Origin of the sequence: Campylobacter sp. BCW_6877, from assembly GCF_001762445.1 — a bacterium.
In the GTDB taxonomy this organism is placed as follows: domain Bacteria; phylum Campylobacterota; class Campylobacteria; order Campylobacterales; family Campylobacteraceae; genus Campylobacter_D; species Campylobacter_D jejuni.
In genome coordinates this window covers 87,300-106,505 of record NZ_MJWW01000036.1, presented here as the reverse complement: position 1 = coordinate 106,505, position 19,206 = coordinate 87,300, and the positions used below count along the sequence as shown (strand labels likewise).

Annotated in this window: 12 protein-coding genes; 6 read left to right on the top strand and 6 right to left on the bottom strand. The window is 30.2% G+C overall.

Annotation, left to right across the window (positions count from 1 at the left end; all coding sequences use genetic code 11):
* Positions 1 to 9 precede the first annotated feature (9 nt).
* Both AJ936_RS05110 and ccsA read left to right on the top strand, forming a co-directional pair.
* On the top strand, positions 10 to 594 hold the full coding sequence (locus AJ936_RS05110; RefSeq protein ID WP_044779349.1) for a thioredoxin family protein: 585 nt from the start codon (positions 10 to 12) through the stop codon (positions 592 to 594).
* On the top strand, positions 587 to 3,292 hold the full coding sequence (ccsA, locus tag AJ936_RS05105; RefSeq protein ID WP_044779350.1) for a cytochrome c biogenesis protein CcsA: 2,706 nt from the start codon (positions 587 to 589) through the stop codon (positions 3,290 to 3,292). The genes AJ936_RS05110 and ccsA overlap by 8 nt, the downstream gene beginning before the upstream one ends.
* 34 nt (positions 3,293 to 3,326) lie before the next feature.
* On the opposite strand, the gene ggt is transcribed toward ccsA, so the two are convergent.
* Entirely contained in the window at positions 3,327 to 4,997 is a 1,671-nt protein-coding gene (gene ggt / locus AJ936_RS05100; RefSeq protein WP_044779351.1) for a gamma-glutamyltransferase, read from the bottom strand.
* A 229-nt stretch (positions 4,998 to 5,226) separates the two neighbouring features.
* Here ggt and AJ936_RS05095 point away from each other — a divergent pair, with 229 nt between their 5' ends.
* Genes AJ936_RS05095 through AJ936_RS05085 form a run of 3 tightly spaced genes read left to right on the top strand, consistent with a single transcriptional unit; the run spans position 5,227 to position 11,994 of the window.
* The gene (locus AJ936_RS05095; protein ID WP_044779352.1) at positions 5,227 to 8,931 is read left to right on the top strand and encodes an Eco57I restriction-modification methylase domain-containing protein; all 3,705 of its coding nucleotides are present in this window, start codon (positions 5,227 to 5,229) and stop codon (positions 8,929 to 8,931) included.
* On the top strand, positions 8,931 to 10,739 hold the full coding sequence (locus AJ936_RS05090; RefSeq protein ID WP_014516883.1) for a pentapeptide repeat-containing protein: 1,809 nt from the start codon (positions 8,931 to 8,933) through the stop codon (positions 10,737 to 10,739). The genes AJ936_RS05095 and AJ936_RS05090 overlap by 1 nt, the downstream gene beginning before the upstream one ends.
* Before the next feature lie 58 nt (positions 10,740 to 10,797).
* Entirely contained in the window at positions 10,798 to 11,994 is a 1,197-nt protein-coding gene (locus AJ936_RS05085) for a hypothetical protein (RefSeq protein ID WP_014516884.1), read from the top strand.
* Positions 11,995 to 12,076: 82 nt separating this feature from the next.
* On the opposite strand, the gene AJ936_RS05080 is transcribed toward AJ936_RS05085, so the two are convergent.
* Positions 12,077 to 12,778, bottom strand: a complete 702-nt coding sequence (locus AJ936_RS05080) for an SIMPL domain-containing protein (RefSeq protein ID WP_002872991.1) — start codon at positions 12,776 to 12,778, stop codon at positions 12,077 to 12,079.
* On the bottom strand, positions 12,775 to 13,977 hold the full coding sequence (locus AJ936_RS05075; RefSeq protein ID WP_002930130.1) for a multidrug effflux MFS transporter: 1,203 nt from the start codon (positions 13,975 to 13,977) through the stop codon (positions 12,775 to 12,777). The genes AJ936_RS05080 and AJ936_RS05075 overlap by 4 nt, the downstream gene beginning before the upstream one ends.
* 103 nt (positions 13,978 to 14,080) lie before the next feature.
* Between AJ936_RS05075 and AJ936_RS05070 the strand changes: the two genes are divergently transcribed.
* Positions 14,081 to 15,430 carry a DUF2130 domain-containing protein gene (locus AJ936_RS05070; RefSeq protein WP_014516886.1) on the top strand — a complete coding sequence of 450 codons (1,350 nt, stop codon included), beginning with the start codon at positions 14,081 to 14,083 and terminating at the stop codon, positions 15,428 to 15,430.
* 23 nt (positions 15,431 to 15,453) lie between these two features.
* Here AJ936_RS05070 and AJ936_RS05065 read toward each other — a convergent pair whose 3' ends face one another.
* From AJ936_RS05065 to typA, 3 genes are all read right to left on the bottom strand, one after another.
* Entirely contained in the window at positions 15,454 to 16,497 is a 1,044-nt protein-coding gene (locus AJ936_RS05065; RefSeq protein WP_052949435.1) for a c-type cytochrome, read from the bottom strand.
* A gap of 177 nt (positions 16,498 to 16,674) precedes the next feature.
* Entirely contained in the window at positions 16,675 to 17,322 is a 648-nt protein-coding gene (locus AJ936_RS05060; RefSeq protein ID WP_070274146.1) for a poly(A) polymerase, read from the bottom strand.
* On the bottom strand, positions 17,322 to 19,130 hold the full coding sequence (gene typA / locus AJ936_RS05055; RefSeq protein ID WP_070274145.1) for a translational GTPase TypA: 1,809 nt from the start codon (positions 19,128 to 19,130) through the stop codon (positions 17,322 to 17,324). Before typA ends, AJ936_RS05060 begins: the two co-directional genes overlap by 1 nt.
* Positions 19,131 to 19,206: the final 76 nt, after the last annotated feature.

Genomic DNA, 19,206 nt, shown 5'->3' with positions numbered 1-19,206 from the left:
AAGGATTTGATGTTAAAAAAACTGATTTTAGGATTTATAATATTGTTATTTTGTGCTTGTAATAATGAAAAAATAGATGAAAATATTCTTTCTAAAGGAACAAAAACTACAGAACAATACAAACAAGATGCAAACAATCTTGATCTCAATTCTTACAAAGAAATCGCAGAATTTTTTAAAGACAATCAAAATATTGTTTTTTCTGACAAACCTGTGCTAATTATTTTTAGTGCAAATAATTGTGTTTATTGCGATAAATTAAAACACGAAATTCAAAACAACAAAGAAGTTCAAAATATCTTAAAAAACACATATAATTCTTATTATATCAATACAAGTTATCATAAAATTCATAATTACGATAATAAAAAAACAAGCACAGAAGAACTTTCAAGAGAATTCAATATAGACGCTACGCCTACTTTGGTATTTTTTACTCCTAAACATAAAACTTTACTGATTTATCCTGGTTTTATGAGTGCTAAACGCCTTGCTTTGACTATGGAAATTTTAAAAGATGAAAAAAATCAAAAGCTTAATGAAGATAAGCTTTTTAAAACACTTTTTCTAGCATACAAGGAGAAAAATGTTTAAGAAAAGCTTTTTTTCCTTTTGGATGAGTCTTATTTTACTTTTTATCTATGCTCTTTCTTGTGCAGTAGCGACTTTTGTCGAAAATGATTTTGGCACAAATGCTGCTAAAGCCTTAGTTTATAATGCTTTATGGTTTGATATCTTACACCTTTTGCTTTTAATCAATCTTATAGGTATTATTTTTATACACAAACTTTTACAAAGAAAAAAATATGCTTCCTTGCTCTTGCATAGTGCTTTTATAGTAATTTTACTTGGCGCTGCAATCACGCGTTATTTTGGCATAGAAGGAGGTATGCACATTAGAGAAGGACAAAGTTCTGATATCATTGTGACAAGAGATGAATTTATAGCCTTAATGCTTTATAATGATGAAGGTAAGGTTGTAGAATATCAATCCTTTGGAGTAGCTTTTAATCCTTTACTCCATAATAGTTTTGAAAAAAAAGTTTCCATGCAGCAAAATAAAACTATAAATTTAAAACTACTTGATTATGAAAAAGCTCCTAATGCAATGAGCAATCCTATCATCAAAATGCAAATTTCTTTTAATAATGAAAGCAAAGAAATTTTACTCACTCCAAATTACAACAATGAAAATGTTTTACCTTTTAGACTAGGAGGTGAAATTTTTGCACTCAACTGGGGTCCTGAAGAGATCAAACTGCCTTTTTCTTTGGCTTTAAAAGATTTTATCCTAGATCGCTACGCAGGTTCTATGAGTCCTTCTTCTTATGCTTCAGATATAGAAGTGATCGATCAAGATAAAAGTTTTGAGTATAAAATTTTTATGAATAATGTTTTAGATTATGGCGGATATAGATTTTTTCAAAGTTCTTATGATCAAGACGAACAAGGCACCATACTTTCAGTCAATAAAGATCCTGGAAAAATTCCAACCTATATAGGCTATACTTTGCTGACTTTAGGTTTTTTATGGATTTTATTTGCTCAAAACTCAAGATTTCAAAAATTATCAAACTATCTTAAAAATCAAAAAAATCTTTTATTAATTCTTTTTTGTCTTTTTGCTTTTAACATAAAAAGTTTTGCCGATGAAAACACCTTAAAGCTTATACAAAATATCAAAGAAAATTCTGCAAAACATTCTATGCTTTTTGGAAGCTTACTTGTGCAAGACTTTGATGGCAGGATAAAACCTATCGATACTTTAGCGATGAATTACATCCATAAGATTACCAAAAAAAATGATTTTTTGGGTTTAAACTATAATCAAATTTTTCTTGGTATGATGATGTATCCACAACATTTTAGACAAATAAAAATGATTAGCGTAAAAACTGCAAAGCTAAAAGAAATTTTAGGCGTGGATAAAAATGAAAAATATCTTGCTTATGATGATGTTTTTGATGGAGATTTTTACAAACTTTCAAACTATATAGAAGAAGCAAACCGTAAAAAACCTACTTTAAGAGATCAGTTTGATAAAGATATTTTAGCTCTTGATGAAAAAATCAACACCGCTTTTTATATCTATAGCGGAGAAATTTTTAGAATATTTCCTGATCCAAGCCAAAAAACCTATACTTGGTATTCTCCTGCTACACCTATGCCTTTTGATTTAAAGGATATAGAAAATATACAAAGCTTATTGGCAAAATATTTTTTTGATTTTGAACAAGCTCTTAGTACCAAAGATTTTTCTAAAGCCGATGAAAGTTTAGAAAGACTTAAAAATTTCCAAAATTTTTATGGATCAAATCTTATCCCTACACCTACTCAAATTTCTTTAGAGCTTTTTTTAAATCATTATAATATTTTTGACAATCTCACCCCTATTTATCTTTTACTAGGTAGTATGCTTTTTATCTTATTAGTCTATGAAATTTTAAGCCTTAAAAAAGCTCCAAAAATGCTTAAAAATGCCATTTTTATTCTCATTGCTTTAAGTGTTTTGGCTCATGCTTTAGCTTTAATCTTTCGTTGGTATGTAGGAGATCACGCTCCTTGGAGTAATGCTTATGAAAGTATGGTTTATATAGCTTTTGCTTGTGCTTTTGCGGGACTTGTTTTTTATAAAAGATCTTCTTTAGCACTTTGTACTGCAAGTATTATGGCTGGAATTTCTCTTTTTGTAGCACATCTTGGTTTTATGGATCCACAAATTACAAATCTTGTGCCCGTTTTAAAATCCTATTGGCTTAATATCCATGTTTCTATCATCACTGCAAGCTATGGATTTTTAGGACTTTGCTTTTTGCTTGGAGTATTTAGCTTGATTTTATTTATGTTAAGAAATCCAAAAAAAGCTCAAATAGATCAAAGTATTTTAAACTTACATTGTATCAACGAAATGGCGATGATAATAGGACTTGCTTTACTCACTATAGGAAATTTCTTAGGTGGAGTTTGGGCAAACGAAAGCTGGGGAAGATACTGGGGTTGGGATTCTAAAGAAACTTGGGCTTTAATTTCTATTATTGTTTATACTATGATTTTACATCTTAGATTTATCTCAAAATTTAACAATCCTTACGCCTTTGCAAGTGCGAGTGTTATAGGATTTTATTCTATTTTGATGACTTATTTTGGGGTAAATTTCTATCTTTCAGGATTGCATTCTTATGCAGCAGGAGATCCTGTGCCTGTGCCTAAATTTTTATATTTTTTCATTGCTTTTACAGTGATTTTAATTTTAGGAGCATTTTTTAAAAGAAGACTTAAAAATCCTGTATAAATTTACCCTTGAAATTTCAAGGGTAAATAAGAAGTTAGAATTCTTTTCTTGTATCCATAGAGCCTACGATTTTTCCAGTTTTTGGATCGACCATGATAGCATTTACATCACCCATATAAGGTTCTTTGGTGATTTTATAGCCCATTTTTTCAAGATTGTTTTGCGCATCTTTGATGATTCCAAAAGGCTCTGTTCTGATTTCATCAGGTAGCCACTGCATGTGAAATCTTGGAGATTCTACCGCTGTTGATATATCCATTTTATGATCGATCACATTTGAAATCACTTGTAAAACTGTCGTGATGATCCTAGAACCACCTGGACTACCTACTACCATAAATACTTTTCCATCTTTTAGTATGATAGTTGGACTCATAGAGCTTAAAGGTCTTTTTTTAGGTTCTATAGCATTAGCTTCTCCGCCTACAAGTCCGTATAAATTTGGCACGCCTGGTTTGATTGAAAAATCATCCATTTCATCATTGAGTAAAAACCCTGCCCCTTCAACCGCAGCGCCTGAACCATAACTCGCATTGATCGTATAGGTAATGCTTACAGCATTGCCTTTGCTATCTAGTACAGAATAATGAGTGGTATTATGTCCTTCGTGAATTTGTCCTAAACCAGGTTTTACTTTTGAGCTTGGTAAAGCCTTATCTTTTGGAATTTTTGCATAAATTTCTTTAGCGTATTCTTTGCTTGTAAGTTTATCAAGTGGGATTTTTACAAAATCAGGATCGCCCATGTATTCTGATCTATCCGCATAAGCTTGACGCATGGCTTCAGTCATTATGTGTAAAGTTTTAGAGCTTGCAAAGCCTAAATTTTCTATATTGGCATTTTCCATGATATTTAAAATTTCGATGATATGAGCACCCCCACTGCTAGGTGGTGACATGGAAATGATATCATAACCCCTATAAGTGCCTTCTACGGGTTTTCTCCAAATAGCTTGGTATTGTGCTAGATCTTCTTTAGTGATAATGCCTTTGTTTTTAGCCATATCCGCTGCTATTAAATCAGCGATTTTTCCCTTATAAAAAGCATCAGGACCTTCCTTTGCGATAAGTTTTAAAGTTTTTGCTAGATCTTTTTGGACAAACAAATCCCCACTTTTATAAGTGCTGCCATCTTTTTTAAGGAAATATTTGCTTGAACTAGGAAATTCTTTAAACATATCTTTAGCTTCTAGCATGGTTTGTTCTTGTCTATCGTTGATGAGATAACCTTTTTCAGCTAGTTTTATAGCAGGAGCCATCAAGTCTTTTAGTTTCATAGTGCCGTAGCGATCAAGCATAGCACTCATACCTTTAACCGTTCCTGGTACTCCAGCAGCTAGATAACCTATAGTTGAAGCATCTTTTATAACTTCTCCTTTGCTATCAAGATACATATTTCTGCTTGCTTTTAAAGGTGCCATTTCTCTAAAATCAAGCGTGGTATTTTCTCCATTGGCTAGATGAATGACTGCAAAGCCACCACCACCTATGTTTCCTGCTGCAGGATGCACTACAGCCAAAGCATAACCTACTGCTACAGCTGCATCTATGGCATTTCCGCCTTTATCAAGAACTTCTTTGCCTATTTTATTGGCTAGTTCATGACTTGATAAAACAAGTCCTGTGCCTGTTCTATCTTGTATAGGTGGATTAGCTGCACCAAAACTTAGCGTGATTGAAATCGCAAATATAGCTAAATAACGCATTTTACTCCTTTTTAATGATATATAGAATTATTGTAACAAAACTAGGGGTATTGATAAATTTAAAAAATGATATATTTTTATAAAAATATTTAAAATTTTAAAATTTTGTATCAAATATTCTCATTTTATATAATTATTTTTTTATAAAATTACAAAAAGTAACTTTTAAATTTTATACCAAACTTGAGATTTTTTTGCTAAAATATTTAAAATTTATTGAAAGTGCAATATGAAATTTGAAGCTATAAATGAAAAAGAATTTTTAAATCCCTACCACCGCAAAAAGCCTATCTTAGAAACAGAACTAAACGAATTTATCAAAACTTTAAAAGACTATAAAATAAATTTAGAGAATAATCTCAAAAACAACGAAGATTCCCTTGTGGCAAATGCTCTTAGCAAATTTTTTGAAAATTTATCTTTCCAATGCGAAGTCAAAAGCATACACAAAGGCAACAGCGGTATAGACTTGGCCTTAAAAAAAGATGGCCTTGCCCAAGTCATCATTGAAGCAAAATTGCCTCATTCTAGAGAATTTTTTAGCCCAAGCAAACCTAATTGCAAGGCTTTGCATGAGTGCATTTTATACTATCTTCGCGAAAGAAAAGCGTTAAATTCATCGCTTAAGCACATCATCATCACGGATTTTTATAGCTTTTTTATCTTTAAGGCGGATTTGTTTGAAGAGCTTTTTAACAAAAACAAGTATTTTAAAGAAGCTTTTGAAAATTTTGAAAGCAAAAACTCGCTTTTTAAAGGCAATACCGACGAAATTTATAAAGAATTTGAAAAGATTTTAAATGGCGATAGCACTTTAAAAGGGCTTTTTGTGGATTTAAAACCTATCTTAGAACAAGATAAGTTAAGCTTTAGTAAGCTTAAGCCTTTGTTTAAAATTTTTAGCAAAGATTGTTTGCTAGGTGAGTTTAACCCCAACGATGCAAATTCACTCAACAACGCTTTTTACAAAGAACTTTTATATATCTTAGGGCTTTATGAGAGCAAACAAAACTCAAAACTCATCATCACAAAAAGCGAAGAAAGTAAAGAAGAGCAAGGAACTTTCTACACCGCTATAAACTCTAAGCTCAAAGAAGAAAATTTTGAAACCATCTTAAAACTTTTGATCTTATGGCTTAATCGCATTTTGTTTTTAAAGCTTATAGAGTCAAATTTGGTGCGTTTTAATGATGATAAAAATTTGAAATTTTTAAATTTCAAAAAAATCCCTGATTTTGACAAGCTTAGCGAACTTTTCTTTGAAGTTTTAGCCAAAGAAAAAAGCACGAGAAAGAAAAGCGAATTTGCTTATCTGCCTTATCTAAATTCTTCTTTGTTTGAAAAACAAAGCATAGAAAACACACTTGAAATTTCAAGCTTAAGCAATGACTTAAAGCTTTTTTACTATAAAAACACCGTGCTAAAAGATGATAAATGCAAGGCTAAAAAAGGACAAGTGAGGCTTTTAGAATACTTGTTTGAATTTTTGGATAGCTTTGATTTTGGTAGCGATGATGAGCAAAGCGAAATTTTAAGCCAAAAAGAACTCATAAGTTCAAGCGTTTTAGGAAATGTGTTTGAAAAACTCAATGGCTACAAAGAAGGGAGCTTTTACACGCCAAGCTTTATCACTTCTTATATGTGTAAAGAAAGCATCACAAAAGTTGTGCTTGATAAATTCAACGCTCAATTTGATCTTGATGCTAAAAATATAAGCGAACTAAGAAAGTCTTTAAGAAAAGAAGATAAAAAAGCACAAAAAGAGCTTTTAAACTCTATAAAAATTTGCGATCCTGCGGTGGGAAGCGGGCATTTTTTGGTTTCTGCTTTAAATGTTATGTTAAGCATTTATGATGAGCTAAATCTTTTTGATGAAGAATTTTATCTAGAAGTGCAAAACGATGAAATTCTCATCACGGGTAGAAAAGGTGAGTTTATAGAGTATAAACGCCCAAAAACACCTAAAGATAAAGCCCATCTTATCCAGCAAGAACTTTTTCATACCAAAAAAGACATCATAGAAAACAACCTTTTTGGAGTCGATATCAACCCTAACTCATGCGAGATCACCAAGCTAAGGCTTTGGATAGAGCTTTTAAAACATAGTTTTTATCAAAGCTTTGATGATGAGAATTATCACGATCTTAAAACCCTGCCAAACATCGATATAAACATAAAATGCGGAAATTCTTTGGTATCTTACTTTGAAACAGGCAAAAGCCTAAACCACTATCCTAACATCAAAGAACGCATTAACAAATACAAACGCATAGTAAAAGACTATAAAGAAGGCTTTTACACAGATAAAAGCCACATCAACCAAGAGATAAAAAATCTCAAAATTTCTTTTAAAAATTTCTGCTTTGCAGATAAATTTAAAAAAGAAATGAAAAGCTTTAACGATAAATGTGAAAAATACTCTAAAAAATACGGAAATTTCTTAGCCATAGATGATGAAAATTTGAAATTCTTTGTTAGTGCGAATTTGACTCTTTTTGACTTTGATGAAAAAGAAGCCACAAAAGAATTTGCAAATCTTAAAAAAGAATACGACAATATCTTCAACCTAGAAAGCAATCATCCTTTTGAATGGCGTTTTGAATTCCCTGAAATTTTGGACGATGATGGAAATTTCAAAGGCTTTGATCTCATCATCGGCAATCCGCCTTATATAAAAGAAAATGATAATAAAGATCTTTTTACCAATACAAAAAAGTTAAGAACTTATCAAGGAAAAATGGATATTTGGTATCATTTCGTAGGGCGTGGATTTGATATACTTAAGAATAATGGATATTTAGCATTTATCGCTACAAATAATTGGGTTACAAATTCAGGGGCTAAAAAACTACGCAATATAGTTTTAGAAGAATCTCAAATTTTAAGCCTTGTTGATTTTAGTTCTTTTATGGTGTTTGATTCTGCAAGCATACAAACTATGATAATGCAATTTCAAAAAATAAAACCGCCTAAAAATTACGAATTTCATTTTGCTAAAATCACAACCCAAACTCCAATTTATGAAGATGTTATAAATCTTTTAAAAAATGAAAAAACCCAAAACAATGAAATTTTAAGCATAAATTTAACTCCAAAAAAATTTATAGATAAAACTTTGAATTTCACAAAAAGCGACTATGAAGAACTTTTTAACAAAATCCAAAAATATGGAAAATTTTACCTTGAAGAAAGTGAAGTGGCACAAGGGATAGTTCCAGCTATAGATGAAGCTTTTGTGATAAAAGATAAAAATGTTTTTTCCAAAAATGAACAATGTTTTATAAAAGAATATTACACAGGATTGAGTGGAAAATTTTATTCTAGCTTTACTGATAAATATTTGATTTATTTGTCTAATAAAAATTATTCTGGAAATTTAGATGATTTACCTAATTTGAAGCAACATTTTCAAAAATATAAAGAAATACTGAAAGAATCAAAAATTAAATATAAAACTCCAAATAAGCCATACTTTTATTTGCATAGAGAACGAGAAGAAAAATTTTTTAAAAAAGGTGAAGAAAAAATTATTTCACAAGTTAGATGTATAGAGCCAATTTTTGTATATTCTAATGAAAATTTTTATGGTTCTAGAGCATTGTTTTTTATTCAGACTTGTAGAATTAATTTGAAATATTTAACTGGAGTTTTAAATTCAAAGCTCATAGCTTTTTGGTTAAAGCACAAGGGAAAAATACAAGGAAATCTATTCAAAATTGATAAAGAGCCTTTGCTAAATATCCCTGTAGTAAATATAAATTCTAAAAATGAAAAATTAGCAAACAAGCTTATAAGTTTAGTCGATGAAATTTTAAAAGCCAAAGAGCAAGACAAAAACGCAAATACCCAAGAACTAGAAAACAAAATCAATTCTTTGACTTATAAACTCTATAACTTAACCGAAGAAGAAATAAAAATCATTGAAGGGAAATAATGAAAGAACTAACAAAAGAACAAAGACAAATCATAGAAAACAAAATCAAACAAGAGGTTGAAAATTTTAATACTTTTTTAGATAGGCAATACTGCATTGACAAAATTTATAAAACGATTATAAATCGAATAAAATCACATTACGATATTGGATTTGATTTTTTGACAATTATTGAAAAAAATATAACCGAAATTGATAAAATTTCCTATGAAGTTATAGCAATAGAAGAAATAAAACAAATTTTAAATATTGAGGATAATATAAGATACATATCTGGTGTATTTTATATTTTTGGTTTATCTAGAACAAATTTAAAGACACAAGTTCATGGAGTTGTAGATATTTTATCATTATTTGAAACCTATCCTTTAGTGTTTGATCATTGTATATTTACCCAAAGAATAGGATATTTTAATCAAATAACAAATATTAAAAAAATATCTTTTTTAAATTGTAATTTTAAAAAAGAAGTTTATTTAAATTTTCAAGAATGCTTAGATATTTTTCAAATGGATAATTGTGTATTTGAAGATAGGGTTACCATTAAAGGAAAATTTAACGATAATGTTTATTTCAATAATTCTATTTTTAAAAATTACGCTGATTTCCACGAGTGTGAATTTGAAAAAACAGCTAGTTTTTATCGAGTGAGATTTGATAAAACTCCAAATTTTTCTCAAGCGATTTTCAAAGGAAATTTAAATGTGGTTAATATAAATTTAAATTTTACTTTTGATGATTTACAAGAGAGAGTCAAACAAGAATGCACTTCTTACGAAAGTCAAAGAACAACTAAAAAAGCAGGCGTTATACCAAATTTATATCAAGAAAAATCCTTAGATAAATTTGCCAATGATTTTAGAGATTCTTTTAGGACTTTTAAAAATGCTTTGATAAAAGATAACAATCTTTTAGACGCTTCAAATTTTCATAAATACGAGCTTTATTGTAAAGAGATAGAGCTAAAACAAAATTGGGATAAAAAAGGTGAGAATGTAAAAAATACGACAGATTTAGAAAAAAATGTTTCGAGAATTCGGGATTTTGTGGATTTTTTACTTTTAGGATTTTATAGAAAACTTTGCGATCATCACACAGACTTTTTAAAAGTTTTTAATAATCTTATATTACTAATTAGTTTATATATTTTGTTTATTTTTGTAGGAAGCTTTGAGTTTGATTTGGAAAAAAAATCTATACAAAATTTAAACAAAACTTCAGATATGTTTTCTTATTTGACAAAAGTCAAGGAAGTAATTATAAATTTTTCATTTATGCAACAATATTATAATCATATTTTAATTTCTTTTGTTGTTGTTTGTTTTATTTGTCTTATAGTAATATTTTATAAGATTTTCAAAAATATAAAATTAGATTTTATAATAATTAAAAATATAATATTTAAAGATATAATTAAAAGTATATTAATTTTATGTGTTTATTTATTATTTTTGCTAATTATCTTAATTTATATAAACATTTATATTCCAAAAAATCAAAATAATTTAAATATTTTATCTAATATAGGAATATTTTTTACATTTTGTATTTTTTATTTATGGATGGTATGTTTAAATACATTATTTCTAAGATATATTTTTATATGTATAAGTTATATTATTGTTATTATATCTATGGGTGCTAATATAACTATTTTAAATCCTTTTATTGGAAAACTTATCAATGATAAAATATTTTCAAATGATCCTTTGTTTATATATCTAACATTTGCTTATACTATTTTAATATTTTTAGTTCTTTTTTCACTCCAAAAAACCGCACGCAAAAATTCCATAGTGCCAAGTTGAAAAATTTAAGGTATTGTGATGAAAATTTGCAACAAAATATAAAAAATAAGGAATAAAAATGGAAAATTTAATTAAAGAACAAAAAAAGTTATTTTATAAAATTATAAAAAATATCAAAGATGAAAATTCTTTAAAACAATTAGAACAATTTCTTAATCTAATCGAAAATAATGCTATACAAAATTCATTAAAAGATATTGCAGAATTTAATTCTGTTTATAATGGAAATGGCAATGATGAAGAAATGTCCGTAAAAGATATGATTAAAGATATAAAAATCGGACAAAAAGATATAGATGAAATTTATTGGAAAATTTTTGATATTGAAACCGATGGTGAAAATAAAAGCAGTGCTTTAATTGAAATTGAAAAAGCTAAAGAATGTGCAAATAAAATGAAAAATGATTATATGAAATTTTATGATCAGGAAGATTCTCAAGGCAATGTTACCGAAGGGATTATTTCGAAGTTGAAACAAGCTTGTGATGATATCGAAGAAAATAAAGATAAAATAGAAAAATTTGAAAAATTTTACAATGAAATTTTTATTGGTGTTGAAGCAGATGAAAATGGAAAAGGTGGAAAGTTATCTCTTGAAAAATATTTAAATGAAAAACGGACTGAAATAAACAATTTAATTTCTAGTAAAAAACAAGAATTAGAAAATTGTTTAAATGACTATAAAGATAAATTTGAAAATTTGTATAAAGAAAAAAATGATGAAATAGATGAATTATTACCAGGTGCAACTTCTGCGGGATTAGCCGAGGCTTATAAAGATGAAAGAGAGGTTGCACAAACAAATATCAAAACTTGGAATATAATTTTTGGAGTGTCTATATTCGTTTTTATTATTGTTTTTGGTATTTATTTTTGCTTTTCATTTGAGGAAAATTTTACATATATAAATTTTCTTAGAGCTTTGCCATTTTTATTTTTTAGCGGATTTTTTACTTATTATTCTACAAAGCAAATTGCAGAATATAAAAGAATAGCAAGTGAGTATGCTTATAAACAAAGATTAAATCAAACTTATAAAGGGTATGAAACTCAAATAAAAGAAACAGAGAACGAGGAACTAAAAAATCAACTTTTAAAAATTATGCTAGATTCTGCAGAAAATAATCCAAGCAAGATACTTGATAAAAAAGGTGAAATTCCTAGTTTAAGCTTGATTGAAAAAATGCTTGATATTCTTCCATTTAATACATTGAAAAGACTTCAAGATAAAATTAAAGCAAAAATAGAAAAATAATTATAAAAAACTATTTAAAAACCGCACGAAAAAATTCCATAGTGCCAAGCTAAGCCTTAAAGCTTAGCTTGAAAATTTATCATCAGTCTTTCAAATAGTATTCTATAGTAGAAACCACTCTTATGGTTTTGATGTAAGGTGTGTTTTTATCCCTGTTGCTGATGCTAAATTGTCCTTGAGAAGCCTTTTTTATCTTGCCTAGATGGCTGTTTGAATCTTGTGCGAATTTTATCGCTGCATTTCTAGCATTGAGCGTTGCTTCTTCTATCATTTGTGGTTTTATCTCATTGAGTTTAGTATAAAGGTATTCTATGTCATAATTATCGATTTTTGTTACTATGCCAAATTTTGCAAGACTTGAAATGTTTTCTAGTATGCTTTTTCCAAGCTTTACATTTTGAGTATAGATGAGTAAATTCGCAGTGCCTATGTATCGGTATGTAGCTTGAGTGTCGTTGCTATAAGGATCGCTTAAACGATCTATGATATTTGGCGAGTTGTAGCTGATCTCATCTTCTTTTATGCCTTGTTTTTCTAAAAATTTGATGATATTTTCTTTATCTTGTTCTAGTTCTTCGTATAAATTTGTAAGATTGTTGTTTGATCTTGTGAATTTTATAGGAAGTATCAAAGTATCCGCTTCGACTTCTTTTTGACTTAAACCCTTTACGCTTACACTTCTTTCAAGTGTTTTAAAATCGCTTAAAGCCTTGTTAAATCCAAAAGCTAGAATCAAACTTGCTAAAACTATGGCTAAAGCCATAAAGATATTATTTGTTTTCATTTTTTCTCCTTTATTTTGATTAGAAAATATATCATATTTGCAACCAATACGCAAGCACACATTACAAAAGCAAGGATTATCGGCGTATTTGCGTTAATAGCCCCAACCACAAAAGAAATAAGCCCTGCAAAACCAAATTGCACCGTTCCAAGCACCGCAGAAGCAGTTCCGCTATGTTCTTTAAACCTTGCCATAGCCAAAGTTGTGGTATTGGGTGCGATGAAACCAAGCATAGCGATACTTGTAAAAATACTAAGTTCAAAAAGCAGGAAATTTGGATGAAAAAAGGCATTTACAAGTAAAATCACGGTCGATATAAACATTATCATCAAAGCTTTTGCTAAGATCTTTTCGCTTTCGTATTTTAAAACCAATCTCGCATTGATATTTGCACAGATGACAAAACCTAAAGCATTTGCCCCAAAAAGCAAAGCAAATTTTTGCTCACTTAAGCCAAAAAACTGCGTAAAAACAAAGCTTGATCCTGTGATATAAGCAAACATCGCCGCCAAAGCAAAAGAAGCGCATAGTATATAAACTAAAAAGCGTTTATCGCTTAAAACAAATTTGTAGCTTTTCATCGCTTCATGATGGGAAAATTTTTTGTTTTTAAGATGAGGTGCGGACTCTTTTAAGCCAAAAAGTATCATCAAAAAAAGCAAAATTCCCAAAGCAAACAAAGTCGCAAAAATACTATGCCATGAAAAATACTCTAGCAAAATTCCCCCAAAAGTTGGCGAAAGCATAGGAGCAAGAGAACTAAAAACCATCATCAAAGCAAAAATTCCTGCAGCTTCTTTGATCTCAAACAAGTCATTGACAATAGCCCTTGCGATAACCACACCTGCACATCCCCCAAGTGCTTCAAAAAATCTCAAAGCGATAAAAGCATAAATATCATCGATAATCACACAAAACAAACTCGAAACGATGAAGAAAAATATCCCTACCAAAGCTGGAATTTTACGCCCAAAAATATCACTTAAAGGCCCATATATAAGCTGTCCTAAAGCAAAAGCGATAAAAAAACTTGCGATACTAAGTTGGGTTAAAAAAGAATTAGTTTGAAAACTTTGCTCCACATGAGAAAGTGCAGGCAAATACATATCTGTAGAAAGCGGTGCTATGCTTGACATCAAAGCAAGGATAACGATGAGTTTAAATTTAGCAAAGCCGTGAATTTTGGTGTGTTTTTGCATTTGTAATCCTAATTATTCTAAAAGAATGATTTTAACAAGTCAATCTTAGAATAATCTTTGTTTTTCTATGTTAAATTTAGGGAAAAATTCTAAGGAAATTTTTATGCAAAATTTAAACCAAAATGAACAAATCAAATGCCCAAGTTGTGGAAGTTTTATCGATATCGGCACTGCTTTATATGCTCAAATTTTAGATAAAGCTAAGCAAGAAATGCTAAAACAAAAAAAAGAATTTGATGATGAGGTAAATGCTAAAAGAGCTGAATACACCAAAGCTTTAAATGATTTAAAAGCTCAAAAGATAGAACAAGAAAAACTCATAAGCGAGCAAGTAAGCCAAAAGCTTCTTTTAGAAAAGCAAAAATTTGAACAAGAACTTCTCACGCAAAAGCAAAATTTCCAAAAAGAATTCAGCGAGAAATTTAACAAAGAGCATGAAAATGAAATGAAAATCATGCAAGAAGAACTCGAGAAAAAAAGCAAAGAGCTTAGCGAGTTTTTAAGCATAAAGGCTGAAAATGAAAGACTAAAAAGAGAGCAAAAAGAAAATGAAGAAAGATTGAAATTTCAAGCCAAAGAAGAGGCTTTTAAAGAATTTAAAGAACAAGAAAACAAAAATTTGGAATTTGAAAGAGAAAAAATGCGTCTTGAATTTCAAAAAAGTACTCAAGAGCAAGATCTTAAATACAAAGAACTAGAAACGAATTTTAAAAGCGTAGCCCAAAAGCTAGAAGACGCGCAACGCAGGATAGAACAAGGCTCACAGCAACTCCAAGGCGAAGCAGCTGAACTACTCATAGAAGAATACATACAAAGTGAGTATTTAAGTGATGAAGTAAAAGAAGTGCCAAAGGGCGTAAATGGAGCTGATTGTCAGCATATAGTAAAGGATAATTTTGGAAATATTTGCGGAAGTATTTTATATGAGAGCAAGCGCACTAAAGAATTTAATAAAGAATGGCTTGATAAACTTAAACTAGACAGTATAGCCGCAAAAAGTGATATAGCGGTTTTGATCACAAAAACTATGCCAAAAGATAAAGAAAAAACGCATTTTAAAGAAGGAATTTTGATCTGTACTTTTAATGAATTCAAAGGTGTTTTAGCAGTGCTTAGAGAAAGCATTATAAACGCTTATAAACTCAAAAATGCCCTACAAAACAAAGATGAAAAAAATCACATTTTATACGAATACTTAAATTCTAAGGAATTTAACACGCAAATCACTTTTATACTCAAAACTTACCAAAATATGAAAGAAGAGTTAGAAGCTGAAAAAAGGGCTTTGCAAAATATATGGAAAAAAAGAGAAAGAGCTATAGAAAATCTAAGTTTTAATTCCACTGCCATAGTGAGTTCTTTAAATGCGATATTTAGCGACTTACAAGGTGGAAATTTGATAGGCGAAGAAGGGATTAAAAGTCTTGAAAATTTAGCCAAAGATGAGGATTAATTTTGGGCTAAGCCCAAAATTAATCATTCTCCTGGGAAGTGATTTGGATTTTTCCAAGGTCCGTATTTTACTTTTATGTATTCTTTAGGGTCTAAATTTTGTTGTGGTGAGGCAAAATACTCAGGTTTTAATGAAGGGGATTTGCTATAAGCTGTATCAAGTCCTGCACGATTTTCTGTAGTGGTTATAGGCATTCTTACAAAACCTGTATTGACATAAGCTGCTATATCTAGTGCATCTTCATCGCTTAATATAGGATTATCCGCACTCGCACCAAAAGGCATGGCTGATTTTAAAAATCTTGCTAAAAATGGTATCATAGCCATGTGTCCACCATCAGGATAGATAAGTAAAGATGGATATAAATGTCCGCTACCTTGTTCGTAATTATCATTTTTTACCCCAAGTCCTCTTTCGCCATGGCAAGCAACGCAATTTTCTTCAAAGAGTTTTTTTCCACGCACAGGGTCAGCTGGGCGATTTGGAAAATTCATCTTAGCGAAAAAATCTCCTTCAAGCTTTACGCCGTCTTTGATACCATAAGCTTCTTTTAGCCATTTAAAATAAGCTAAAATTGCTTTCATTTCTTTAGAATCATTAGGAAATCTATGAGAGTCAGTTCCACCCATTCCGCGAATTCTATCTTCAATAGAGATGATTTTCATCGTTTCTATATCAAGTCTTGGATAATTGTTTAGGACATTTAAAAATGGAATAACATATTTTTTTGTCCCTGGTAAACCATTGCCGTCATTGTCCATGTGACAGGAAATACAGTTTACTTCGTTGCTTGTCTTTTTTAGCTTGCTATAGGGTCCTAGAGTGCTTTCTGTCTTGCTTAAAAGCTTTATACCATAACGGATTAAATCCCCTTGTTTGCCTTTTGGAACATCATTGATGCTTAAATTTTTATTTGGCCATTCTTGCACAGGTCTTTTAGAAAGTTCCTTAAAATACTCTACTCCTTCCTTGTCGCTTAATTCTTCTCCTACTTTGTAGTCACTCACGCTTTTAGCACTAAGACTCAAACTAAGACATAAACCAAGCAATAAAATGTGTTTTTTCATGATTTTCCTCCTTTTTATTTGTAGTTCAAATTGATTTTAGTGTATTTTTTCTTAAATATTAAGCATAATAAGAATAATTTAAATAAAATTAAATTTTAAAGTGTTACTAAAAGTAATATATTTTTAAAGTATATAATTAATATTTATTAAAATTTTATGATATTAACTTTATGTTAGTTATTTAAATAGTTTGTTTTTTATAGAGTTTAGATTTTCTTCTAAATTTTTGAAATTGTTTTCTAAATCTTTTTTTATATCTATAAAGAAAGGATTGCTTAAAGTAGCGATAAGATAATGATTTTCTTTAGAAAAGATATGATTTAAAGTGAAATTTTTATCTTTAAGTTTGATATAAATTTGTTCTTCATTTTCAAAGCTAGGATTTTTGTTTGCACTTAAAATTTCGAGTAAAATTCCGCAAAAAAAGCGTTTATTTTCGTCTAAAAACTGAATATCATAAATTTTAAAACCCTTAAATTCAAAGCAGTTTTGACTTTTAAATTCTTTCAAATCCTTTGTAAGTCCTAGTTTTAAAAAGTCTTTTTGGCTTAAACTTTGCTTTTTAAATTTCGCCCCAAAACGACGCAAAAATAAATTTAAAGCGTCAATTTGTAATTCTTTTTGTGCGAGTTTTAGTTTTTTGGCTGTAAAACGAAAGAAAAAAACACCTACAAAAACAGCTAAAATTACTGCGATTAAGACATCTCTTATAAAAACAAAGGCTAAAAAGCCTACAAGTAAGGCTTCGATAACGCTTAGGAATCTTAAAATTCCTAAGCGTTTAAGTATATAAAGTCTATTATTTTCTAAGCTTTTTAAATCCATTAAGATTTTGCTTTTTCCATTCTTTTTCTTTGAGTTGGATCAAGATAGCGTTTGCGAACACGTACATTTACAGGTGTAACTTCTACAAGTTCATCTTCTTCTATCCACTCTAAAGCTCTTTCAAGGCTTAATTTTCTAGGTGGTACAAGCTTGATTGCATCATCGCTTCCACTTGCTCTTACATTGGTAAGATTCTTTCCTTTGATAGGATTAACATCTAAATCATTTGGACGAGAGTGCTCACCTATAATCATACCGGTATAAACTTTAGTTTGAGGCTCTATGAAAAGCACTCCACGCTCTTGAAGGTTAAACAAAGAATACCCTAAAGCCACGCCATTTTCCATAGAAATTAAAGCTCCATTATTACGCTTTTCAACCGCACCACTAAAAGGACGGAATTCTAAAAAGCTATGATTCATCACGCCTTCGCCTTTGGTATCGGTTAAAAACTGACTTCTAAAACCTATAAGTCCGCGTGCTGGAATTTCAAACTCAAGTCTTGTTTGTCCATCGCCTGTTGGCGCCATGGTTTTCATTTCAGCTTTTCTTTTGCCAAGTTTTTCTATTACTGCACCGCTAAATTCCTCAGGCACATCGATAACTAAATGTTCAAAAGGTTCTGTTTTAACCCCATCTTCAACCTTTACGATAACTTCAGGTCTTCCCATGCAAAACTCAAAACCTTCACGACGCATATTTTCAGCTAAAATAGTGATTTGAAGTTCGCCCCTACCGCTTACTTTAAATTTGCCTTCGCCTGTGCTTTCGTATTTCATAGCGATATTAGTTTTCATTTCAGCTTCTAAGCGTTCAGCGATTTTATTTGAAGTTACATGTTTTCCTTCAGTTCCTGCTAATGGGCCATCATTTACAGAAAATACTATGCTTAAAGTCGGCTCTTCAATGTGTAAAGGATCAAGTGGCATAGGATTGTTTGGATCTACAACGCTATCACCCACATCTAAAGCTTCAAAACCTGCTATAGCTACGATATCTCCACTTCCTGCTTCTTCAATATCCATTTTTTCTAAGCCCATAAAGCCAATGAGTTTTGAAATTCTACCATTTACTTTGGTGCCATCAGCTTTTGCAAGCATTACGCTTTGGTTTTTCTTCACAACCCCATTGAAAATTCTAGCAATGCCTATTTTACCTACGAAATTATCATACCCTAAAGTAAAAACTTGAAGTTGTAAAGGATTGTCATTTGTGCCACTTGGTGCTGGAACGCGTTCAAGTATGGTTTTAAAAAGTGGCTCCATATTATCACTTTCATCGTTTAGATCAAGCTTAGCATAACCATTTTTTGCTGCAGCATAAACTATGGCAAAGTCGAGTTGCTCATCGTTTGCATCTAGGGCTACAAAAAGATCAAAAATTTCATTGATCACTCTTTCAGGATCAGCAGCTGGTTTGTCGATTTTGTTGATTACAACTATAGGTTTAAGCCCTAAAGATAAAGCTTTTTTAACAACGAATTTAGTTTGTGGCATAACACCTTCTTGAGCATCTACTAAAAGCAAAACTCCATCAATCATTTTTAAAACGCGTTCTACTTCTCCGCCAAAATCAGCATGCCCTGGAGTATCTATGATGTTGATTTTTGTGTCTTTGTAATTGATCGCTGTGTTTTTTGAAAGTATGGTAATACCGCGTTCTTTTTCTATATCGTTGCTATCCATAACGCGTTCTGAAATTTGTTCTCTTTCGCTAAAGGTGCCTGATTGTTTTAACAATTCATCTACCATAGTGGTTTTACCATGGTCAACGTGAGCTATAACTGCTATATTTCTAATGTTTTCCAAATTTTCTTCTCCAAAGCTAAATTTTTAAAAGCTTAGATTATACAAAAATTTAACTTAAACTACAAAGTATCAAAAC

Bases quoted from the DNA above. Each gene is read 5' to 3' on its own strand.
- AJ936_RS05070 (WP_014516886.1), top strand. From the start codon at position 14,081: ATGCAAAATTTAAACCAAAATGAACAAATCAAATGCCCAAGTTGTGGA.
- ggt (WP_044779351.1), bottom strand. From the start codon at position 4,997: ATGCGTTATTTAGCTATATTTGCGATTTCAATCACGCTAAGTTTTGGT.
- AJ936_RS05075 (WP_002930130.1), bottom strand. From the start codon at position 13,977: ATGCAAAAACACACCAAAATTCACGGCTTTGCTAAATTTAAACTCATC.
- AJ936_RS05080 (WP_002872991.1), bottom strand. From the start codon at position 12,778: ATGAAAACAAATAATATCTTTATGGCTTTAGCCATAGTTTTAGCAAGT.
- AJ936_RS05110 (WP_044779349.1), top strand. From the start codon at position 10: ATGTTAAAAAAACTGATTTTAGGATTTATAATATTGTTATTTTGTGCT.
- AJ936_RS05085 (WP_014516884.1), top strand. From the start codon at position 10,798: ATGGAAAATTTAATTAAAGAACAAAAAAAGTTATTTTATAAAATTATA.
- AJ936_RS05060 (WP_070274146.1), bottom strand. From the start codon at position 17,322: ATGGATTTAAAAAGCTTAGAAAATAATAGACTTTATATACTTAAACGC.
- AJ936_RS05090 (WP_014516883.1), top strand. From the start codon at position 8,931: ATGAAAGAACTAACAAAAGAACAAAGACAAATCATAGAAAACAAAATC.
- AJ936_RS05095 (WP_044779352.1), top strand. From the start codon at position 5,227: ATGAAATTTGAAGCTATAAATGAAAAAGAATTTTTAAATCCCTACCAC.
- AJ936_RS05065 (WP_052949435.1), bottom strand. From the start codon at position 16,497: ATGAAAAAACACATTTTATTGCTTGGTTTATGTCTTAGTTTGAGTCTT.
- ccsA (WP_044779350.1), top strand. From the start codon at position 587: ATGTTTAAGAAAAGCTTTTTTTCCTTTTGGATGAGTCTTATTTTACTT.